Raw genomic sequence first — 19,979 nt, 5'->3', positions numbered from 1 at the left:
GTGCCGCCTTTTCCGGTTCATCCGGCGGCGGGAGGCTGTACTGCGGCGCGCGGTGGTGTGTAGAGGTGTTCGCCGACCCGCTTGACCAGACGTGCCATTTCGTAGGCGACGAGTCCGATGTCGGCGGTGACGGCGGTGAGCACGGCGAGGCAGGACCCGTCGCCCGCTGCGGCCACGAAGAGGAACGCGTCGTCCATCTCGACCATGGTCTGCCGCACGCCACCCGCTCCGAAGTGCCGTCCCGTACCCTTGGCGAGGCTGTGGAAACCGGAGGCGACGGCGGCGAGATGCTCGGCGTCCTCACGTACGAGGCCGGTGGACGCGCCCACGGCCAGCCCGTCGTTGGAGAGCACGACGGCGTGCCGTACCTCGCTCACGCGCATCACCAGGTCGTCCAGCAGCCAGTCCAGTTCGCCGGATAGCCGACCGGTCCTCGTGTTGGGGTCCTGGATCATGCCGGGTCTCCTTCGCTGCTGTCATTGGCCGTGTCGGTTTCCGGGGCGGTGGGGCGGCCGGGGGGCCTGCCGCCACCGCGCGCCCAGCCGTCGCGGTAGGCCGTCATGCGCTCCCGCACGAGGTCGGGGGTGCGCAGTTCGTCGCCGTGCCCCGCGCGTTGCGGCGCCTGCTCCGGAGCACGCTGATGCCGGAGCTGCGGGGCGAGGCTCGCCTGGCGTACGCGGCGCGGAAGGCCGTCGGAGGGCTCGGAGTCGTTCGGCGGGCGGTGTGGCCTCAATGCGGTGACTCCGGGAGGTGGGCTTTCGCCGGTGATGCCGTGCTGGCCCTGCTCGCCGACCATGCCCTCGCGAGGCGGCTCGGTGACCATGCCGTGAGGCGGCACGTCGGCCGTGCCGTGCTGGCCGGGAGCGGTGGCCGCGAGGGCGGGGCGGTCCGGCAGCGCGACGACGGGCTCCTGGTGCCGACTCGTGCCGGGCACGTGCGCGTACGCGCGTTCCTGCGCGTGGCGGTCCTGTACGGCCTGGTGCACAGCGGGTTCCGTCGATCCGCTGTGGAGCAGGGCCGTGGGCAGCAGTACGACGCCGGTCGTGCCGCCATACGGAGACGTCCGCAGGTGCACCTTGACATCGTGCCGGGAGGCGAGCCGGCTGACCACGAAGAGTCCGAGGCGGTCGCTGTCGAACAGGTCGAGGGCCTCGGACTGTTCGATGCGCCGGTTGGCCTCCGCGAGGGTCTCGGTGCCCATGCCGAGTCCCCGGTCTTCGATCTCCAGGGCATAGCCGTTGCCGACGGGTTCGCCGGTGATGCGTACGCGCGTGTGCGGTGGTGAGAACTGCGCCGCGTTCTCGACGAGTTCGGCGAGCAGGTGGGTGAGGTCGGCGACGGCGGCGCCGATGACGTGCGCCTCGGGGAGCTGGCGCACCTCCACGCGCGCGTAGTCCTCGATTTCCGAGACGGCGGCCCGTACGACATTGGTGAGGGAGACCGGCATGCGCCAGGCCCGGCCGGGTGCCGCCCCGGAGAGGATGATCAGGCTCTCGGCATGCCGCCGCATCCGGGTGGTGAGGTGATCCAGGCGGAACAGGTCGCTCAGCTCGTCCGGATCGTCGGAGCGGCGCTCCATGCTGTCGAGGAGGCTGAGTTGGCGGTGGACCAGTATCTGGCTGCGGCGGGCGAGGTTGACGAAGACGCCGGAGATGCCGCCAGCGAGTTCGGCGCGTTCCACGGCGGCGCGCAGGGCGGCACGGTGGACGGTGGTCAGGGCTTCCGAGACCTGACCCGTCTCGTCCTCTGCCGGTGGTCCCGCGGGCGCTTCCGCCCGGATGTCGAGTTCCTCGCCCGCGCGCAGTCTGCGCATCGCTTCCGGGAGCTTGCGCCGGGCGATTTCCAGGGCGTCGTTGCGCAGGCTCACGAGTTCGACCACCAGCCCGCGTCCGACGCGGACGGAGATGACGAGTGAGGCGGCGACGGCACCCAGGCCGAGGAGCACGGCTGCACCAGCCGGGCTGAGCAGTCCGCGCGTGACCGGGTCGGCGCGGCCGGCGACGGCCCTGCCCGTGTCCGTGGCGATGCTCCGCATTTCGTCCTGCACGCGCGCGTGGGCGGCGCTCCAGGCACTCTGCACCGCCGTGCCGGCCTGCTTGGTGCCCGGCCCGGCGGCGAGGGTCTCGTCCTCGACGGTGCCGAGGGAGGTGTAGGAGCCGGCATCGGCCACACTCCGCCAGGCGGCACGCTGGGCAGTGGGCAGATCGGCGACGGCCGTCTCGGTGAGGGTGCGCCGCGCGGCGACGGCGGCACCGAACAGCCGCAGCCGCTCACCCTGGAGACCGGATGAAGCCCGCGCGCCGCCCAGCAGGGAGTCCTCCTGGGCCAGCGCCTCGGCGGCCCGGGAGAATTCGAGCAGCACGCGCGCGTCGGAGCCGGCATCGGCCTGCTGAATACCCGTCAGGGCCCCGTCCACGGCGAAGGCCGCCCCGATGGACTTCGTGTACTGCGTGTACGCGGTGTCCCAGCCGGCCTTGTGGTCGAGTACGGCTATTCGCAGCGCGCGCAGATGCTCGGCGCCGGTGACGAAGGCGCCGAGGCGCGCGGAGACGTCGGCGGGCAGTTCCTCGCTGTCGGCCACGGTGCTGTCGTTGCCGAGCCGCAGTTCGGCGACGGCCCGGTCGGTGCGGGCGGCCAGGGCCTGGAGGTCGCTGCCGTCGTCCGTACCCGGCGCGGAGACGAAGCGCACGGCTGCGGTGCGCTCGGCCTGCAGGGCGGCGACGGCCGTGGCCACCGGGGTGCGCAGTTCGGCGTCGACCTGCTGGGACTGGCGCAGCCGGGCGATGTCCTGGGCGGTGCTGACGGTGGCGTACGCCCACAGGGCGAGCAGGGAGACGACGGGCACCATCAGCAGGCTGACCACCTTGGCACGTACGGTGCGGGGGCGCAGGTACCGACGGGTCCCACGCGCGCGTGCGGGTGCCGCGCCGACGGTGTGGTCGGTGACCTCGTCGGCGGGCGGTCCGGCGTGGGCGCGGCGGCCGCGCGAGGGCTGTTGCGTGGTACCGGCTTTCGGGGGTGTACGGGGTGGGCGCATGGCCTCCTCGCTCGGGTCGTGGGTCGGGGCGCTCAAGCAGGGCTCCCGCCGGCGGGCGACGCGACGGGCCGCTGGGCGGAGGCGGAGGCCTCGCGCTCGTCGGCCGTGGGCGAGAGGGCGACGAAGGCCGAGGTGATGAAGAGGTAGGACCCGAGGCCGACGGCGAGGGGGAAGATGAACTGCATCGCCGTGGCCCCGGGCAGGGCCTCGCCGGAGGGGTTCACACGCACGCTCACCGCGAACATCCCGGTGTAGTGCATGCTGCTGACGGCCGCTCCCAGGACGAGGGAGGCGATGGTGACCGCGAGGGGCGACTTGGTGTTGAGGCCGGCCCACAGGGCCACAGTCGCCGCCGCGACGGCGATCAGCACCGACAGTCCGACGAGGACGGGGTCGTAGCGGACGTCGCCGTGCAGCCGGACCGCCGCCATGCCCAGGTAGTGCATGCTGGCGACCCCCAGCCCGGTGGTGAGTCCGCCGAGAAGGAGCGCCCGGTTGCGGTCACGGCTGTAGCCGACGGCGAAGACGCCGGCGCAGACGACGACCATCGCGACGAGGAGGCTGAGGATGGTCAGCGGCACGTCGTAGCGGATGCCGGTGCCACTGACGCGAAAGCCGAGCATGGCCACGAAGTGCATGGTCCAGATGCCCGTGCCGATCGCGGAGGCCGCGGTGACGAGCCAATTGCGGCGCGAGCGGCCGGTCGTGGCGAGCGCGCGGACGGTACAGCGCAGTCCGAGTGCGGCGCCCGTACAGGCCATCACGTACGACAGTGCGGGGGTCAGCCAGCCGAAGGCGGCGTGGTCCAGGTGTCCCATGGCCAAAGGACGCTAGGGGGCACGGGGGCACACAGGGGGCGCATTTCGAAACGTGCTGGAATATGACACGCAGATGCGGCGGAACGATCGAGTCCAGCCCGAACATGTGCGCCTAGGTATCCCCCGTGACGGTGAGGAATCATGCGGAACTTGAGCGACGACCACACACGCGTGCAGGAGTTCTTCAGCGCCCGGGCGGCCGACTGGGACAGCCGGTTCCCCGACGACGGCCCCGCCTACGCGGCCGCCGTGGCCTGCCTCGGGCTGCGGGCAGGGAGCCGCGTGCTGGACGCGGGCTGCGGCACCGGGCGCGCCCTGCCGCCGCTGCGGGCGGCCGTGGGCCCCTCCGGAGTGGTGCTGGGCGCGGATCTCACTCCGGCGATGCTCGAGGCCGCTGTACGGGCGGGGCGGGGCCGGGAGGGGCGGCTGCTGCTCGCGGACGTGGCCGCGCTGCCGCTGCGGTCCCAGTCCCTGGACGCCGTGTTCGCGGCCGGTCTGATCGCCCATCTGCCGCGCCCGGTGGACAACCTGCGGGAATTGGCCCGCGTGGCGCGGCCGGGCGGCACGCTCGCCCTGTTCCATCCCATCGGCCGCGCCGCCCTGGCGGCGCGGCAGGGCCGGCAGATCACGCCGGACGACCTGCGCGCCAAGGCCAACCTCGGTCCGCTCCTGGCCGGTTCGGGATGGCGCATGACGTCGTACGTCGACGAGGACGCACGTTTCCTCGCGCTCGCGACACGCGAGAACTGAGCCTCCTGCCGACTCGGAGAACTCCTCACGGCGGCACGCCGGCTGGACGCCTGCGGGTCAGTCCGTCCCGGCGACGGCCGCCACGAAGGCGTCGGGATTGTCGAGCATGACGTTGTGCCCGGCACCGGCCACCGTCACCACCCGTACCCCGGCGGCCTCCAGGCTCTCCCGGCCGACCAGCTCGCCGCTGTGCTCGCCCTGAAGGTAAACCCGCTCCACGGGGAGCCCCTCGAGGATCGTGCGCATGACGGGGTCGGAGCCCTGGCGCAGGCCGACGGCGCTGCGGTGCAGGGCACGCGGGTCGGCCAGCCGCATGGTGGCCGCCCACAGCGGGCCGACGGCCGCCAGCACGCGCGCGTGCTCCTTCTCGACGAACTCGTCCTCTCCATAGGAGGCGATTCTGCTGCTGCCGGAGGTGGGCGACGGGCAGGCGTCCAGGTTCGCCTCCGTGAGGACCAGCCGAGAGACGAGGTCGGGCCGCCGGTGCGCGAGCACGAGGGCCACGGCACCGCCCATGCTGTGTGCGATCAGCTCGGCTCCGGTGACTGCGGCTGCGTCCAGAGCGACCGCGACCGCATCGGCGTGCTCCCGCAGCGTGTACCCGAAGTGCCCGGGCCGGTCGCTGATGCCGTGCCCCGGAAGGTCCATGAACAGACTGCGCCTGCCCGCGAGTTCGGGCCGGGCCGCGACGTGCGCGTGGTACACGGCGGACATCGAGCCGAGTCCGTGCAGGTACACCCGGGCGGGCTCCTCCCCCGGCACCTCGGTCCAGCGGATGTGGCTTCCCTCGCTGTCGAATGCGGCCTGCTGCATCGTGCCCCTCCCTGACTGCTGTGGCTCCACGAAGAATACCTCGACATCGATGTATGACGGCAAGGCTGTATTGGTGTGGCGATGCACATCGCCCTGAAGGAGAATGTGGACGTGCTCGAACTCGCCATCCTCGGCTTCCTCCACGACGCCCCGCTGCACGGATACGTTCTGCGCCGTCACATCGCGGCGCTCACCGGCCATGTGCGGCCCGTGGCCGAGAGCACGCTGTACCCGGCGATCAAGCGGCTGGAGAAAGCCGGCTTGCTGGTCCGGGCCACCGAGCCCGGCGCCGTGGCCGCGCCGCGCCATGTGCTGCGGCTGACCGAGGAGGGCCGGAATGAGTTGAGGCGCAGGCTCACCACGCCCGCGCAGCGCGAGATCACCGACGAGAACCACTGGTTCACGCTGCTGGCGTTCCTGCGGCACCTGGAGGACCCGGCGGCCCAGGCGGCCGTACTGCGACGCCGGCTGGCCTTCCTCGAGGAGCCGGCGAGTTTCTTCTACGACGGTGACCGGCCGCTGCGCGCCGAGGAGTTGGACGACCCCTTCCGGCGCGGTGTCCTCACCATCGCGCGTGCCACGAGCCGGGCCGAACTCGCCTGGCTGCGTAGCACTCTCGCGTCACTCGACGACGTCGGCCGCTGAGGAGTCCAGGTGCCGCACCGGGCAGCCACGCAGTCCGGGAACCGGGCGGGTGCCCAGGTCGGCGACGCGGTAGCCGGCCGGGTAGCCCTTGACCTCCCAGTTCTGCCGTGCAAAGTGCGGGCGACGGCGGGGCGGCAGCAGCCGGACGAACCGGCCGCGCGCGCGTACGGCGCGGCGCACGAGCGCGGTGGTGGCCGCGCCGGGCGACGGATAACGGAAAGCGCGCAGCAGCGGCTCGTCGAGCAGGGCGAGCGTCGCCGTGCGCAGCACCGGCCCCAGCAGGCGCGGATACCAGGACGCCATCAGGTCGAGGGTGGCGTCGGAGACCCGCCGGGCCTGCTCGTCCCAGTCGAAGCGGTCCCGTTCGTAGGCGTCGAGGAGCGCCTCGAACTCCTCGTACGTCCGGGGGATGCCGGGGATGCCCATGTGCCGGCCGAGAGTGCGGTAGTACTCGGCGGTTGCGACGATCTCGTGCTGGGACAGCCGTCGCCAGCCGTAGGTGTCGATCCAGCGTCTGGGCATGACGACGAAGGTGCTCAGCACATACCGCATGTCGTCGTCGCCGATGTCGTAGCTGCGGTGCATCTGGTTGATGCGGCGGATCGCCGCGCGGCCCTCGTCCGCGGCGAAGCCGTGCTCCACGACGGTGTCGAGGAGCAGCACGGTGTCGTCGTACCGCTTCTGCGCGCGGCCGGTCAGTTCCGCCGTCTCTGCGAGCAGCCGGCCGATGCTCGGCACGGCGTACGTGCGATACAGGGCCAGCTCGAGGGCGCGCGTGTAGTCCCAGGGGAACTCGAACGCCGCACTCAGCCGGTAGATCTCCACCGCGTCCGCCACCGGATCCAGCCGGCGGATCCGGCCGAGCCGCTCGAACCGCTTCATTGCGCCGCCCTCCTTCCGAAGAAGGCCAACTCTACTTTGAGTGACGGCACATGAGCAGTCTGTGACGAAACGATCAGAGGCGGGACACGTGTGCACACAATGTGTTCGAGGCCGTCGCTTGCGTGCCCGGCGAGCCCCCGGGCTGTCCGCGGACCTCGGCGGCGCGCTCGTCCACCATGGTCGTTTCGCCCCCGTCCAGGCGGAAACCTGCAGCTCCGCGTGGTGTGAGGAGTCGTGACAACAGCCTTGCGCTCGCACTAGGGTGCGCGCCGTTGGACGAACCATTGGGGAGGCAGGGATGGCCGGGACGGACGATGGGGCCGTCGCCGCCGCGGACGATGCGCTGTACGTGCTGACGGCGGTACTGCTGACGCCGGCACAGTTTCCGAGCGTTCTGGGCGACGACTATCCGGAGGCGTGCACGGCGCTGGGACTTGCGCCCCGTGCCGACGGGTACGGCCTGGTGCTGGGCCAGGACGGCGACGGCGCCCGCTGGACGGTTGTCATCGACGACGTCTCGCTGGTCGCCGTGGCGATCGCGTCCTGGGACTGCGGCATGGAGTACGAGCTTTCGCCGGACGAGCGCGCGGTCGTGGCTGCCCTGCCGGGCTGGCCCCTGGCGGTCGCCGTCGCGGCCCCCGGTGTGCCCGCTCCGCACGACCCTGCCCCCGAGGTGACGGAGGGGCCACCGCTGAGCCCTCCGGACACCAGTGTCTGGGGGCCGGCGCAGAGACGCCTCGGTGCCGACGAGATAGCGCTGCAGTGGACGGCGTGGCGTGAGCAGATCAACGACGCGGAATTCTCCGTGCCGGGCGAGTCGGCAACCGCCACGGAACCCTCGTCGCCGGGAGAGGAGGCCCCCACGTCCGTGCCGGAGGGCGAAAGGGTGCCGCCCAGCGGCCACCGCGGTGTCCGTCGGGTCCTCGCAGAGGCGCGGGCCTATGTCGACTCACCGCCGCCGCTCGGCCGGGTGCGCTCGTCGTTCGCCACGGGTGAGGCCCGTACGCTGCGTGCCGACGGTCCCGGCTGGTCGATCGTGGCGCGCACCGACGACATCGCGTTCGTGCTCCTGGACGAGACGCCCGGCGAGGTCCTTCCGGTGGGCCGGGGTCCCGAACTGCCGGGCCTTCTGGAGGCGCTCGACAAGATGGCCGTACGGCCCGCCTGAGGACCTGGCAGCCCTCCGCCCCGAGCCCCCGGCCCGGAAGACGCGCTCAGCCGACAACGCGGCTCCGCAGGGCCGGGGAGGGGCCCTGCGGGGCCCGGACGAGCGTCTGCCGCCCGTCCGGCAACCGGACGCCCCCAGCCGCTCGCGTTCGCCTCAGCGGCCGAGTTCCTTGCGGGTCACCCTGCGGAGCCTGCGCCGCTGCGAGGGGTCCAGCGCCAGATACGCCGCCGCCGGGACCCCGACCACGATCAGGAACGCCACCCACCAGGGCAGCCAGATCAGCAGGATGAGCCCGACCGCCACGCCCCCTGCGGCGATCTTCGCGTTCTTGGACATGAGCGTCGCCTCCTTCGCGGCCACTGCCGCTCTCTGCTCAGAAAACGGCCCCACGCTTCCCGCGGTTCCGGGCCCCGACCCTGAGTCATCCCCGAGACCCGCCCCCTAATGGTCCCGGGCCCTGCTCGCAGTATCGCTCCGCCTGAAGCACATTGTCGGCCTGCTGCGCGCTGCAATGTGAACGCGTCTGTCACGTACCTTCTCGCCCCGCCACAGGGTCCGGCAGTCGTACCCGCGCGGCCGTCTGCACACCATGAACACCGGCCATGGGTCGAACAGCTTGTGAAGCAGTCCTGATCACGCCTTCGACACGGCGGACTCGCCCTCGGCGTGCTGTACCCTCGGCCACTCTGTCGAGTAGTCAAATTTGAGGAGTGCGGAGGAGCTGTGCAGACCACCATGACGGCACCACCCCCCGAGCTGTCCGAACTGGCCCGCTGCTGCATCGTGTTCCTTCCTTCCGAACCGGCTCGCACGGGCCGGTTCGCCTTCTGGCGATGGGACGGTGCGGCCCCTCCCGCCGTCCCCGGCGGCACTCCGGGAGAGCTGGACCTCGTGCTCCCCGCCGCGGACGGCGGCGTCGAACAGATCCGTACGCCCGCGCTCCTGATGCCCGTGCGCACCGCCCTGCCGCTGCTCACGCGCGCGCGTGCGCGGCCGGACGGGCACCGCTCGGCCTGCTTCTGGGACGCTGCCTGCGAACTGGCCCTGCACTTCCTGGCGCGTGGGCTGCTTCTGCCGGGACTCTCGCCGGACGATCACGACGCCTGGCGGGTGGGCCTGCTGTCCGCGCGGGACACGGAGCTGATCCGCGAACTCGCCGCCGCCATGCCTCCAGAGGCCCACGCGGTGCCACTCACGGCCGAGCAAGCAACCCGGCTGCCGGACCCGGACCGGCTGCTGCGCGCCTTCCTGGACGCGCTCGCCGACGTCCTCCCGCGCTCTCCCGCGGCCCCGTTGGTGACCGGCGGCCCCGCCTATGCGGCGCCCGATCCGCGGCGGTTGCCCGGGCTGCGGGCCTGGGCCGACGACATCGCCGCAGGCCACGAAGCGGGCGTGCGGCTGTCACTGCGTGTGGAGATCCCCGGTCTCGACGACCTCGCACAGCAGGACGACGGCCGCGTCCGGTTCCGCGCCGTGCTGCAAGTGCACGGTCCGGGCGGTGCGCCGGACGTCCTGGACGCCGTGGCCCTGTGGGCGGCCGCCGGACGCACGCACGAGACGTTCGGCCCACGCGCGCGTGCGGACGCGCTGCTGGCGCTGCGCCGCGCGGCCCGCGCCTGGCCGCCGTTGGCACCTCTGCTTTCCGCCGCCGTGCCGGACGCCGTGGATCTGGCCGACGACGAGATCGCCGAGTTGCTGGGCGAGGGTGCCCGGGCACTGGCGGCGGTGGGAGTCGATGTGCACTGGCCGAAAGGGATGTCGCGTGACCTCGGCCTGTACGCGACCGTCGGCCCACCGGACGACGGCACGGTCGCCACGGCGCATGCCCTGCCTCCCCCGGCGTTCCTCTCGGCGGACAGCGCGGTCGTGCTCTCCTGGGGATTCACGCTGGAGGGACGGGAACTGTCCCGGTCGGAGCTGGACCGGCTCGCGGAGGCCAAGCGCCCTCTGGTGCGGCTGCAGGACGGGTGGGCCCTGGTCGACCCGCGGCAGGCCCACAGCGCCCGGTCCCGGCAGGACCGCTCCCTCAGTCCCGTCGAGGCGCTGGCAGCGGCCCTGACCGGCTCGGCGGAGGTCGACGGCCGGACGGTCGGGGTGCGCTCGGCGGGCTGGCTGGACCGGCTCCGGGAGGGGCTCACGGACACCGGGCCCACTCCCGTCGTCGGACCGCCGCCGGGCCTGGCCGCCACGTTGCGGGACTACCAGCTGCGCGGCCTCGACTGGCTGGTCCGCACGACGTCCTTCGGCCTGGGCTGCTGTCTGGCCGACGACATGGGCCTCGGCAAGACGGTCACGCTGATCGCACTGCATCTGCACCGGCAGACGGACGGCTCGGCAGCCGGTCCCACCCTGGTCGTCTGCCCGGCCTCCCTGCTCGGCAACTGGCAGCGCGAGATCGAGCGGTTCGCCCCCGGTGTGCCGGTGCGCAGGTTCCACGGGCCCGGGCGCGATCTCGGCTCCGTGGCAGCCGGGGAGTTCGTGCTGACGACATACGGCACGATGCGCCTGGACGCCGAACGGCTCGCCGAGGTGCCCTGGGGTCTGCTCGTCGCCGACGAGGCCCAGCACGTGAAGAATCCCTACGCGGCGACCGCGCGGGCGCTGCGCTCCCTCGAAGCACGCGCACGCGTGGCGCTCACCGGCACTCCGGTGGAGAACAACCTCACGGAACTGTGGGCGATCCTCGACTGGACGACACCCGGCCTGCTCGGCCGCCTCGGTGCCTTCCGCGCGCGGTACGCGCAGCCGGTCGAAGGCGGCCTCGATCCGGCGGCCGCGGGACGCCTGTCGAAGCTCGTACGGCCGTTCCTGCTGCGGCGGCGCAAGTCGGACCCTGCGGGCCCTGGAGGACGCGGCCCTGGACGGCGCGGCGGTCACCGCGGGACGCCGGCTCGCGCGCGCGGGCGCGGTGGGCGCGATGACCGTACGGCCGGGCCGGGTGACCGCCGTCGTCCGGGAGCCGGGTGGTGCGGCCCACCGGGCCGATGTCCTGGTGCCTGAGCTGTCCGGTCGCGAGTGGGAGCGGTTCCTGGGCGTGGCCGTGGAGCAGGCCGGGCATCTGGCCGCCCTGCTCGACCGGGAGCTGCCGCCGCACCTGATCGAGGACGCCGCGGTGAGCGGGATCGAGCTGTTGCCGGGCCTCGGCGATCTGGAGCCCGCGTGCGACTGCGGGGCCTGGGACCACTGTGGGCACACCGCCGCGCTGTGCCACCAGATGGCGCGCGTGCTGGACGAGGATCCGTTTCTGCTCCTGCTGTTGCGCGGGCGGGAGAGGGAGGTGTTCCTGGCGGAGCTTCAGGGACGCGGGACCGCTCCCCGGGCAGAACCGGCCGCTCCCGGAGCGGAGCCCGAGGGCGTGGACGCGGCGGAGGCGTGGGCGGCCGGGGACATCCTGCCCCCGCTGCCCGAGCTTCCCGGACTCCCTCAGGCACCCGGTACAGCACCGTCCCTCGACGCCGGGACGGCTGCGCCCCAGGTCGACCCTGTGGCGCTCGGGCATCTGGCGGGTCGCACCGCTGTGGAGGCGTACCGACTGCTGGCAGAGATACTCCGCGGGGACATGCGGAATCCCACCGGTGCGACGGCCGCGCAGGACGCCGTACGGCTTGCCTGCGGAGAGCCTGCCCACGCCGTCGCCGAACGGCTCGCCGACGGGTCGGGACGCGGACGCGAGGGCTTGGCTGCCGCCGTCCGGGCCTGGCAGGCCGGAGGGGCGGTGGGCCTGGCCGTGCTCGACGAGGAGTGGCCGGTGGAAGGCGCGGCGCTCGCACGCGCGCGCGTGGCGCTCGGATCGGCCTGGGAGGCGGAGGAGGAGCCGCCCTTCCGCTGGAGCGGCAACCGGTGGACCGTCCCCGATGAAGGGGTTCAGCTGCGTCTGGCCCCCGACGGCCGCTGGTGGCCGTATCGGCACAAGGGCGGCCGCTGGATTCCGGCAGGCGGCCCGGACCACGATCCGGCGGTCGCGCTGGCCGTGGCACGGCGCGGCACGGAAGGGACGGCTGGCAACGCTCCTTGACGTACCGTCACCATCCGGCCCGGATCCGGCTCCCCGAGGGTTCCGGCCGGCTGCCGGGCCGAGAGTGTCCCGCGCGTTGCCGAGGGCCGGGGAGCGACTCGTGTTCCGGCCGCTCCCCGGCCCTTTCTCGTGCCCTGCTGAAAGGCGTGCCTCATGCACTGATACGTGCACGCGCGTGTGCGGCTTTTCAGCCACGCGCCCCGAGCAGGTGGTCCATCGCCAGCTGGTCGAGCTGCTCGAACGCCATACCGCGTACGGCTGCCTCTTCCACGTCGAAGTCCTCGAAGGCCGAGCGGTCGGCGAGCAGGGCCTGCAGGCCGTCGGCCGCGGTCGGCTGCGCCAGCTGGTCCAGCCGCGAGGCACGCAGCGCCTCCTGGACCTCCGGGTCGGCCCGGAAGGCGGCCGAACGCTCCTTCAGGATCAGGTAGTTGCGCATGCAGCCGGCAGCCGACGCCCACACGCCGTCGAGGTCCTCGGTCCGCGGCGGCTTGAAGTCGAAGTGCCGGGGCCCCGTGTAGCCGGCGCTCTCCAGCAGGTCGACCAGCCAGAAGGCCGCCCGCAGGTCGCCCGCGCCGAATCGCAGGTCCTGGTCGTACTTGATGCCGGACTGACCGTTGAGGTCGATGTGGAAGAGCTTGCCCGCCCACAGGGCCTGCGCGATGCCGTGCGGGAAGTTCAGGCCGGCCATCTGCTCGTGCCCGACCTCCGGGTTGACGCCGTACAGCTCGGGGCGTTCCAGGCGCTCGATGAAGGCCAGCGCGTGGCCGACGGTGGGCAGCAGGATGTCGCCGCGGGGCTCGTTCGGCTTGGGCTCGATGGCGAAGCGGAGGTCGTAGCCCTGCGCGGTGACGTACTCGCCGAGCAGGTCGAAGGCCTCCTTCATCCGGTCCAGGGCCGCACGCACGTCCTTGGCGGCACCGGACTCGGCACCCTCGCGCCCGCCCCAGGCGACGTAGGTCTTCGCGCCCAGCTCGACCGCCAGGTCGATGTTGCGGATGGTCTTGCGCAGGGCGTAACGGCGCACGTCGCGGTCGTTGGCGGTGAACGCGCCGTCCTTGAAGACGGGGTGTGTGAAGAGGTTCGTGGTGGCCATCGGGACGGTCATACCGGTCGCGTCCAGGGCCTGCCGGAACCGCTTGATGTGCGACTCGCGCTCGGTGTCCGAGGCACCGAAGGGGATCAGGTCGTCGTCGTGGAAGGTCACCCCGTAGGCACCCAGTTCGGCCAGGCGCTGCACCGTCTCGACCGGGTCGAGGGCGCGGCGGGTGGCATCGCCGAACGGGTCCCTTCCCTGCCAGCCGACGGTCCACAGGCCGAAGGTGAACCTGTCCTCGGGGGTGGGCTGGTAGCTCATGGCGCGGCTCCTTGCTGCGTACGACTATTTCGTCATGGCCGTTTACAAATTAGTATGCCCACGCAGCTCTGGGAAGAGACAAGATGCAGATACCGCACAGCCGCGGAAGAGGAGAGCCCGATGTCAGCAGCCGAGGGTCCGCTCGTCGTCGGCGTGGACACATCCACCCAGTCCACGAAGGCGCTGGTGGTCGACGCGTCGACCGGGCAGGTGGTGGCGAGCGGCCAGGCGCCGCACACCGTCTCCTCGGGCGCGGGCCGGGAGAGTGATCCGCGTCAGTGGTGGGACGCGCTGTGCGAGGCGCTCAGCCAGTGCGGTGAAGCCGCGCACGAGGCGGCGGCGGTGTCGATCGGCGGCCAGCAGCACGGCCTGGTCACCCTGGACGAGCGGGGCGAGCCGGTGCGGCCCGCGCTGTTGTGGAACGACGTCCGCTCGGCGCCGCAGGCCCGCCGGCTGGTGGAGGAACTGGGCGGGCCGAAGGCCTGGGCGGAGCGCACCGGCAGCGTGCCCGGGGCGTCGTTCACCGTCACGAAGTGGGCGTGGCTGGCCGAACACGAGCCGGAGGCGGTCCGCGCGACGAAGGCGGTGCGGCTCCCCCACGACTACCTCACCGAGCGCCTGACCGGGCAGGGCACGACCGACCGCGGCGACGCCTCGGGCACCGGCTGGTGGGCTTCCGGGACGGAGGCCTACGACGAGGAGACCCTCGCGCACGTGGGCCTCGACCCGGCGCTGCTGCCCCGGGTGGTGCGGCCGGGCGAGGTGGCCGGCACTGTACGCGACAGCCATGACCTGCCGTTCTCCAAGGGCACGCTGGTCGCCCCGGGGACCGGTGACAACGCCGCGGCGGCACTGGGTCTCGGCCTGCGGCCGGGCAGCCCGGTGCTCAGCCTCGGCACGTCCGGCACGGTGTACGCCGTCTCCCGGCGCCGCCCTGCCGATCCGACCGGCACGGTGGCGGGCTTCGCCGACGCGCACGGGGACTGGCTGCCGCTGGCCTGCACCCTGAACTGCACGCTCGCCGTGGACCGCGTCGCGGCACTGCTGGGCCTGGACCGGGAGGCCGTCGAGCCCGGCGGCTCCGCGATCCTCCTGCCGTACCTGGACGGTGAGCGCACCCCGAACCTGCCGCACGCCTCCGGGCTGCTGCACGGCCTGCGCCACGACACGACCGGGGGCCAGGTGCTCCAGGCCGCGTACGACGGCGCCGTGCACGCGCTGCTCGGCGCCCTCGACCTGGTCCTGGACGAGGACGCGGACCGCAGCACCCCGCTGCTGCTGATCGGCGGCGGAGCCCGCGGCACGGCCTGGCAGCAGACGGTACGGCGCCTGTCGGGGCGGCCGGTCCAGGTACCCGAAGCCAGGGAGCTGGTCGCTCTCGGGGCCGCGGCGCAGGCCGCCGGCCTGCTCACCGGCGAGGATCCGGCCGCGGTGGCGCGCCGCTGGCACACCGCGGCGGGCCCGGTGCTGGAGGCGGTGGAACGGGACGAGGCGACGCTGGAGCGGATCACCGGGGTACTCTCCGACGCGGCCCCGCTGCTGGAGCGGGGGACGGACACCAGGCCGCACGCGTGATGCCGGGCGGCGGACACCGAGGATTGACGCAGGCATGACTGCACCGCTGCACGAGGCCCGCCCGCCGGGCGCCGGGCGCGCCCTGCCGGACACCCAGCAGGGCATGCGCCGGCGCAACCTGGCCCGCGTGATGCACGCCGTCAGCGCCGAGGGCTCGTTGTCGCGGGCCGCGGTCGCCTCGCGCATCGGGCTGACGCGGGCGGCCGTGTCGACGCTGGTGGACGAGCTGATCCGCTGGGGGCTGCTGGAGGAGCTGGGCCCGCAGCGGCCGGGCCGGGTGGGCCGGCCGGGGTCGGCCCTCGCGGTGAGCGGCCGTGGACCCGCTGGGATCGGGGCCGAGATAGGTGTGGACCACCTCGCGGTGTGCGCGGTCGACCTGCGCGGCTCGGTCCGTGCCCGGACCGTACGGCGCGGGACCAACCGGGGCCGCGTCCCCGAGGTGGTGGCGGCGGAGCTGACGGAACTCGTGCGCCGTGTCGCCGCGGAGGCGCAGCGGGAGGAACTGTGGCCCGCCGGACTCGCGCTCGCCGTACCCGGGCTGGTGGCCCGGGACGGCCGTACGGTCGTACGCGCCCCGAACCTCGACTGGCACGGCACCGACATCGGCGCCCTGCTGCCTGGCGAGTGGCCGCTGACCGTGGACAACGAGGCCAACTTCGGTGCTCTCGCGGAGCTTTGGCTGGGCGCGGACACCCCGCGTGACTTCCTGCATGTGTCGGCCGAGATCGGCATCGGCGCCGCGGTCGTCGTGGACGGCGGGCTGCTGCGCGGCACCCGGGGCTTCGCGGGCGAGCTGGGCCATGTACCCGTACGGCCGGACGGGCCGCCCTGCCCGTGCGGCGGCCGGGGTTGTCTGGAGCAGTACGCCGGCGAGGAGGCGGTGCTGCGCGCGGCGGGCCTGGAGCCGCGCGAGGACCGGGTGGGCCTGCTCGCGGGGCGCGCCGAGGAGGGCGACGAGAGCGTACGGGCGGCCCTGCGGGATGCCGGTGCGGCGCTCGGCATCGCGCTGACCGGGGCGGTGAACCTCCTCGACCCCGAGACGGTGGTCCTGGGCGGCGCCCTGGCCGCCCTCTCCCCCTGGCTGCTGCCGCCCCTGGAGACGGAGCTGAGGAGCCGTACGGCGGGCCCGCCCTGCCCGGTGTCCGTGTCACGACTGGGTCCCGAGGGCCCTCTGCTGGGTGCGGCACACTCGGTCGTCCGGTCCGTGCTGGACGATCCGGCGGTGGTGGCGGAGCGGTCCTGACGGGGGCCTGCGGGGCTCCGATGCCCCCGGCTTCACCCGATCGGGTGATGAAGTTTTCCACAGGCGGTCGGCTGTCCACGGATCCGGCGTGCGCCCTTCTGCCCGGTCCACCTGCGCCGTACCGTGATTCAGGCGAAGCGCTGCGGGCGGGACGTCATGCACCGTGCGGCTTCGGCAGGATGACGCCTTTTCACACACGTCGGGTGGCAGTGGGCTGACACGTATCGGGGGACACGCATGCACGGGGAGACGACCGGGACGCTGCGGCGCGACGCGATCGGGTTGCGCGAGGTGCTGTTCCAGAGCATCACGGCGATGGCGCCGGCCGCCGCGGTGGCCGCGTCGGTTCCGTCGGGCGCCGCGTTCGCGGGCGGCAGCCTGCCGCTGGCAGTACTGATCGCACTGGTGGCCTGCCTGTTCACCGCGTCGTGCGTGGCCGAGCTGGCCCGGGAGTTACCAGCGGCGGGCTCGGTCATCACGTATGCGGCGCGGGGGCTGCACCCGTCCGTCGGCTTCCTCGTCGGCTGGGGATACGTCTTCGTGGAGATGCTGGTCCCGCCCCTGCTGCTCCTGCAACTGGGCTTCACGACGGCCGGCACGCTGAACGAGGAATGGCCCTCGTGTCCGGCCGGCCTGTGGTGGCCCTGGTCCCTGGCGGGCGCCGCCGTGATCGCCGTCGCCGGATACCTCGGCGTCCGGGCGTCGGCCCGCTTCGGGACCGTCCTCGGTGTCTTCGAGATCCTCGTGTTCCTGGTGTTCGCGGTCCTGCTCATCGGCAGGGCGGGCAGCGCCAACACCCTCTCCGTGTCCGGCACTTCGCACACTGCGGACGGTTACGCCGGGTTCGGCGGCGTGTTCGCCGGTTCCGTCTACACGGTGCTCGCGTTCTCCGGCTTCGAGGCGGCGGCGCCGCTCGCCGAGGAGACACGCGAGCCCCGGCGGACGATGCACCGCGCGGTGCTCGGAGCGGCTGTGGGCATCGGTCTGTTCTATGTGATCACGACCTATGCCATGACCGTCTACTTCGGCCCGGACCGCTTCGCGAAGTTCGGCGCCTCGGGCGAGGCCTCCTGGGACGGCGTCGCCCGGGCTTCCTTCGGCTTCTTCTGGGTGCTGGTGTTCCTGGCGGTGATCAACTCCACGATCGCCAACGCCAACGCGTGTGCCACCGTCTCGACCCGCACGGCCTTCGCCCTGGCCCGCGTCCGGGTCCTGCCCCGTCCGCTCGCCGCACTCCATCCCCGGCACCGCTCTCCCGTGGCCGGTATCGCGGTGCAGACCGTCGTGGCGGTCGCGGCGGTGCTGGGGCTCGGCTTCGCCTACGACCCCGTGACCGCGTTTCTGCTCCTGGCCACGGTGATCGTCACAGTCGTCATGGGCGTCTACATCGTCGTGAACCTCGCCTGTGCGGGCTACTTCCTGCGGGCCGGCCGGACCGCCTTCAGACCGGTGCGGCATCTGCTGTTCCCGCTGCTGGGCATCGCGGCGTTCGTCCCGGCACTGCTGACGGCCGCCGGTCTCCCGGTCTTCGACTTCGTGACCGAACTGACCGCCCCGGTGTCCTACGCGGGCCCCGTCGTCGGCGTCTGGATGGCGGCGGGCGTGGCCGTACTGGTCCTGCTGATACGACGGCACCCCGAGCGAATAGCCGAGACCGCGCGGGTGCACCTCGAGGAGTACGTACCGGTCGGCCATCGGCAGGACGGGACCGTACCCGGCTGACGGCCGACGGCCCGCCCGGCGGCCGTGCCTGCGCAGGCGCTCGTCGCCCTGCCCAGATCCTCGTCGCCCTGCCGAGACCCTTGTCGCCCTGCCAGACCCCCGTCGCCTCCTTCCCACGACCGCCTCTGCCAGAAGGGACCACCACCACGATGAGCGACCCCCGGATCCTCACTGTGCGCCCGGAACCGGACCAGTACGCCTGGACGTTCGGCGGAGCGGCGCCCGTGGCGCGGTTCGCGCCCGGCACGGTGCTCGACCTGTTCACGGAGGACTGCTTCGCCGGCCGGGTCCGCTCCGAGAAGGATCTCGTCTCCGAGGTCTGCGAGTTCCCGTTCCTCAATCCGCAGACCGGCCCGTTCCACATCGAGGGCGCCGAGCCCGGCGACACCGTGGCCGTGCACTTCGTCTCGGTCGAACCGGCGCGCGACTGGGCGGCCTCGACGACGGTCCCCCTGTTCGGCGCGCTCACCTCCACGCACACCACGGCCACGCTCCAGCCTCCGCTGCCGGAGCGGGTCTGGATCTGGCAGCTGGACCGCGCGCGGCGCACCGCCCTGTTCCGGGCGCAGGACAGTGACATCGAGGCCGAGCTGCCGCTGGACCCGATGCACGGCACGGTCGGCGTCGCCCCCGCCAATCTGGAGGTGCGCTCGGCCCTGGTCCCGGACGCGCACGGCGGGAACATGGACACGCCGGAGATGCGGGCGGGCGTCACCTGCTACCTGGGGGTCAACGTCGAGGGCGCGCTGCTCAGCCTCGGCGACGGGCACGCCCGGCAGGGCGAGGGCGAGACCTGCGGGGTGGCCGTGGAGTGCGCCATGAACACCGTGGTGATCGTGGACCTCCTCAAGGACGTCGCAACCCCCTGGCCCCGGCTGGAGTCGGACACCCACATCATCTCGACCGGCTCGGCCCGCCCGCTGGAGGACGCGTTCCGTATATCGCAGCTCGACCTGGTGCAGTGGCTGGTGCGCGACTACGGGTTCAGTGCGCCGGACGCGTACCAATTCGCAACCCAGGCGGTCGAATCACCGTTGGCCAACGTGTGCGACACGAACTACACGTGCGTGGCCAAGCTCCGCAAGGAGTGGCTGCCCGCACGGGAGACGTACCGCGGCGTGCACACGCGGCTGCAGGAGACCGCGCGAGCACTGCGCAGCTGACGCCGGGGATGCCCCCGCCCGGCCTCTCCCCCGCCCTCCACGACTCCTGAAAGGCACCGAAGATGGACATGGACCCGGCCGGCCCGGCACAGTCGAGAGAGCCAGAACCGCCAGCGCACCCGGCCCCGTCGCGCCTCAGCAGGCGCCGGCTCCTGAAGGGCGCGGCGCTCGCCGCCGTCCCCTACGCCCTGCTCCCCGACCCGAGGGCCGGCGCGCAGACCGAGCCCGTCGACTATCCGCCCGCCGAGTGGCAGCCGGCGAGCAGTGCCAACTACACCTCGTCCGACCGGCCCGACAGCTACGCGATCGACCGTGTGATCATCCATGTCACGCAGGAGACGTACACCAACACACTGGCGATCTTCGCCAACCCGCAGAAGCAGGTGTCCGCGCACTATCTGGTCCGCTCGGCGGACGGGCACGTCGCCCAGTGCGTGCACGAGGCCGACATCGCCTGGCACGCGGGCAACTGGGACTACAACACCCGCAGCATCGGAGTCGAGCACGAAGGGTGGGTGGACCACCCCTCGTACTTCACCGACGCCCTGTACGAGCAGTCGGCGAGACTCACGGCGGCGATCTGCGACAAGTACGACATCCCCAAAGACCGGGAGCACATCATCGGCCACTATCAGGTACCGGGCACCGATCACACCGACCCGGGGCCGGACTGGGACTGGGTCCGCTACATCCGGCTGGTCAACTTCGCCTAGCGGACCGGAGAGACCAGAACGGGGCGGGGCCCGGCGCAGGGGAGAGACAGGAAAGAAAAAGGACACGCACGAAGGACCGGG

Annotated in this window: 16 protein-coding genes and 1 pseudogene; 10 read left to right on the top strand and 7 right to left on the bottom strand. The window is 72.7% G+C overall.

Annotated elements, in window-relative coordinates:
- Positions 1-17: 17 nt before the first annotated feature.
- The 3 genes from A6P39_RS35405 to A6P39_RS35395 are packed head-to-tail and all read right to left on the bottom strand — an operon-like array spanning position 18 to position 3,855.
- Positions 18-455, bottom strand: a complete 438-nt coding sequence (locus A6P39_RS35405; RefSeq protein WP_067052461.1) for a roadblock/LC7 domain-containing protein — start codon at positions 453-455, stop codon at positions 18-20.
- Positions 452-3,037, bottom strand: a complete 2,586-nt coding sequence (locus A6P39_RS35400) for a sensor histidine kinase (protein ID WP_199840945.1) — start codon at positions 3,035-3,037, stop codon at positions 452-454. Before A6P39_RS35400 ends, A6P39_RS35405 begins: the two co-directional genes overlap by 4 nt.
- A gap of 32 nt (positions 3,038-3,069) precedes the next feature.
- Positions 3,070-3,855 (bottom strand): MHYT domain-containing protein, encoded by a 786-nt coding sequence (locus A6P39_RS35395; protein ID WP_067052458.1) that lies wholly within the window; start codon positions 3,853-3,855, stop codon positions 3,070-3,072.
- Positions 3,856-3,996: 141 nt separating this feature from the next.
- Between A6P39_RS35395 and A6P39_RS35390 the strand changes: the two genes are divergently transcribed.
- Positions 3,997-4,605, top strand: coding sequence for a class I SAM-dependent methyltransferase (locus tag A6P39_RS35390; RefSeq protein ID WP_199840939.1), 609 nt, complete (start codon positions 3,997-3,999; stop codon positions 4,603-4,605).
- Between the two features lie 57 nt (positions 4,606-4,662).
- Here the strand turns inward: A6P39_RS35390 and A6P39_RS35385 are convergent, their stop codons facing one another.
- The gene (locus A6P39_RS35385; protein WP_079133664.1) at positions 4,663-5,418 is read right to left on the bottom strand and encodes an alpha/beta fold hydrolase; all 756 of its coding nucleotides are present in this window, start codon (positions 5,416-5,418) and stop codon (positions 4,663-4,665) included.
- Between the two features lie 111 nt (positions 5,419-5,529).
- Between A6P39_RS35385 and A6P39_RS35380 the strand changes: the two genes are divergently transcribed.
- Positions 5,530-6,063, top strand: a complete 534-nt coding sequence (locus A6P39_RS35380) for a PadR family transcriptional regulator (RefSeq protein WP_067052640.1) — start codon at positions 5,530-5,532, stop codon at positions 6,061-6,063.
- Here A6P39_RS35380 and A6P39_RS35375 read toward each other — a convergent pair.
- The gene (locus tag A6P39_RS35375; RefSeq protein ID WP_067052457.1) at positions 6,040-6,945 is read right to left on the bottom strand and encodes an oxygenase MpaB family protein; all 906 of its coding nucleotides are present in this window, start codon (positions 6,943-6,945) and stop codon (positions 6,040-6,042) included. The two genes, A6P39_RS35380 and A6P39_RS35375, sit on opposite strands and share 24 nt — an antisense overlap.
- A gap of 298 nt (positions 6,946-7,243) precedes the next feature.
- Between A6P39_RS35375 and A6P39_RS35370 the strand changes: the two genes are divergently transcribed.
- On the top strand, positions 7,244-8,113 hold the full coding sequence (locus tag A6P39_RS35370; protein WP_067052456.1) for a hypothetical protein: 870 nt from the start codon (positions 7,244-7,246) through the stop codon (positions 8,111-8,113).
- A 153-nt stretch (positions 8,114-8,266) separates the two neighbouring features.
- On the opposite strand, the gene A6P39_RS35365 is transcribed toward A6P39_RS35370, so the two are convergent.
- Positions 8,267-8,449 (bottom strand): hypothetical protein, encoded by a 183-nt coding sequence (locus A6P39_RS35365; RefSeq protein ID WP_067052638.1) that lies wholly within the window; start codon positions 8,447-8,449, stop codon positions 8,267-8,269.
- Positions 8,450-8,836: 387 nt separating this feature from the next.
- Here A6P39_RS35365 and A6P39_RS35360 point away from each other — a divergent pair.
- A pseudogene (locus A6P39_RS35360) lies at positions 8,837-10,948 on the top strand (DEAD/DEAH box helicase); the annotation flags it as partial.
- On the top strand, positions 10,833-12,128 hold the full coding sequence (locus A6P39_RS35355; RefSeq protein WP_234379136.1) for an SWF or SNF family helicase: 1,296 nt from the start codon (positions 10,833-10,835) through the stop codon (positions 12,126-12,128). The pseudogene A6P39_RS35360 and the gene A6P39_RS35355, both read left to right, overlap by 116 nt.
- A 187-nt stretch (positions 12,129-12,315) precedes the next feature.
- Here the strand turns inward: A6P39_RS35355 and xylA are convergent, their stop codons facing one another.
- On the bottom strand, positions 12,316-13,482 hold the full coding sequence (gene xylA, locus A6P39_RS35350) for a xylose isomerase (protein WP_067052455.1): 1,167 nt from the start codon (positions 13,480-13,482) through the stop codon (positions 12,316-12,318).
- A gap of 120 nt (positions 13,483-13,602) precedes the next feature.
- On the opposite strand from xylA, the gene xylB reads away from it, so the two are divergent.
- The 5 genes from xylB to A6P39_RS35325 all read left to right on the top strand — a co-directional run bounded on the left by xylB (position 13,603) and on the right by A6P39_RS35325 (position 19,898).
- Positions 13,603-15,057 carry a xylulokinase gene (gene xylB, locus A6P39_RS35345; RefSeq protein WP_067052454.1) on the top strand — a complete coding sequence of 485 codons (1,455 nt, stop codon included), beginning with the start codon at positions 13,603-13,605 and terminating at the stop codon, positions 15,055-15,057.
- A 34-nt stretch (positions 15,058-15,091) separates the two neighbouring features.
- Positions 15,092-16,300 (top strand): ROK family transcriptional regulator, encoded by a 1,209-nt coding sequence (locus tag A6P39_RS35340; protein WP_067052453.1) that lies wholly within the window; start codon positions 15,092-15,094, stop codon positions 16,298-16,300.
- Between the two features lie 237 nt (positions 16,301-16,537).
- The gene (locus A6P39_RS35335; protein ID WP_067052451.1) at positions 16,538-18,022 is read left to right on the top strand and encodes an APC family permease; all 1,485 of its coding nucleotides are present in this window, start codon (positions 16,538-16,540) and stop codon (positions 18,020-18,022) included.
- Between the two features lie 149 nt (positions 18,023-18,171).
- Positions 18,172-19,185, top strand: coding sequence for an acetamidase/formamidase family protein (locus A6P39_RS35330; protein ID WP_067052449.1), 1,014 nt, complete (start codon positions 18,172-18,174; stop codon positions 19,183-19,185).
- A 68-nt stretch (positions 19,186-19,253) separates the two neighbouring features.
- Positions 19,254-19,898 carry a peptidoglycan recognition protein family protein gene (locus tag A6P39_RS35325; protein ID WP_079133681.1) on the top strand — a complete coding sequence of 215 codons (645 nt, stop codon included), beginning with the start codon at positions 19,254-19,256 and terminating at the stop codon, positions 19,896-19,898.
- Positions 19,899-19,979 lie beyond the last annotated feature (81 nt).

The sequence above is a fragment of the Streptomyces sp. FXJ1.172 genome, from assembly GCF_001636945.3.
Classification (GTDB): domain Bacteria; phylum Actinomycetota; class Actinomycetes; order Streptomycetales; family Streptomycetaceae; genus Streptomyces.
The sequence above is the reverse complement of the archived record's forward strand: the minus strand, read 5'-3'. Positions and strand labels throughout refer to the sequence as shown.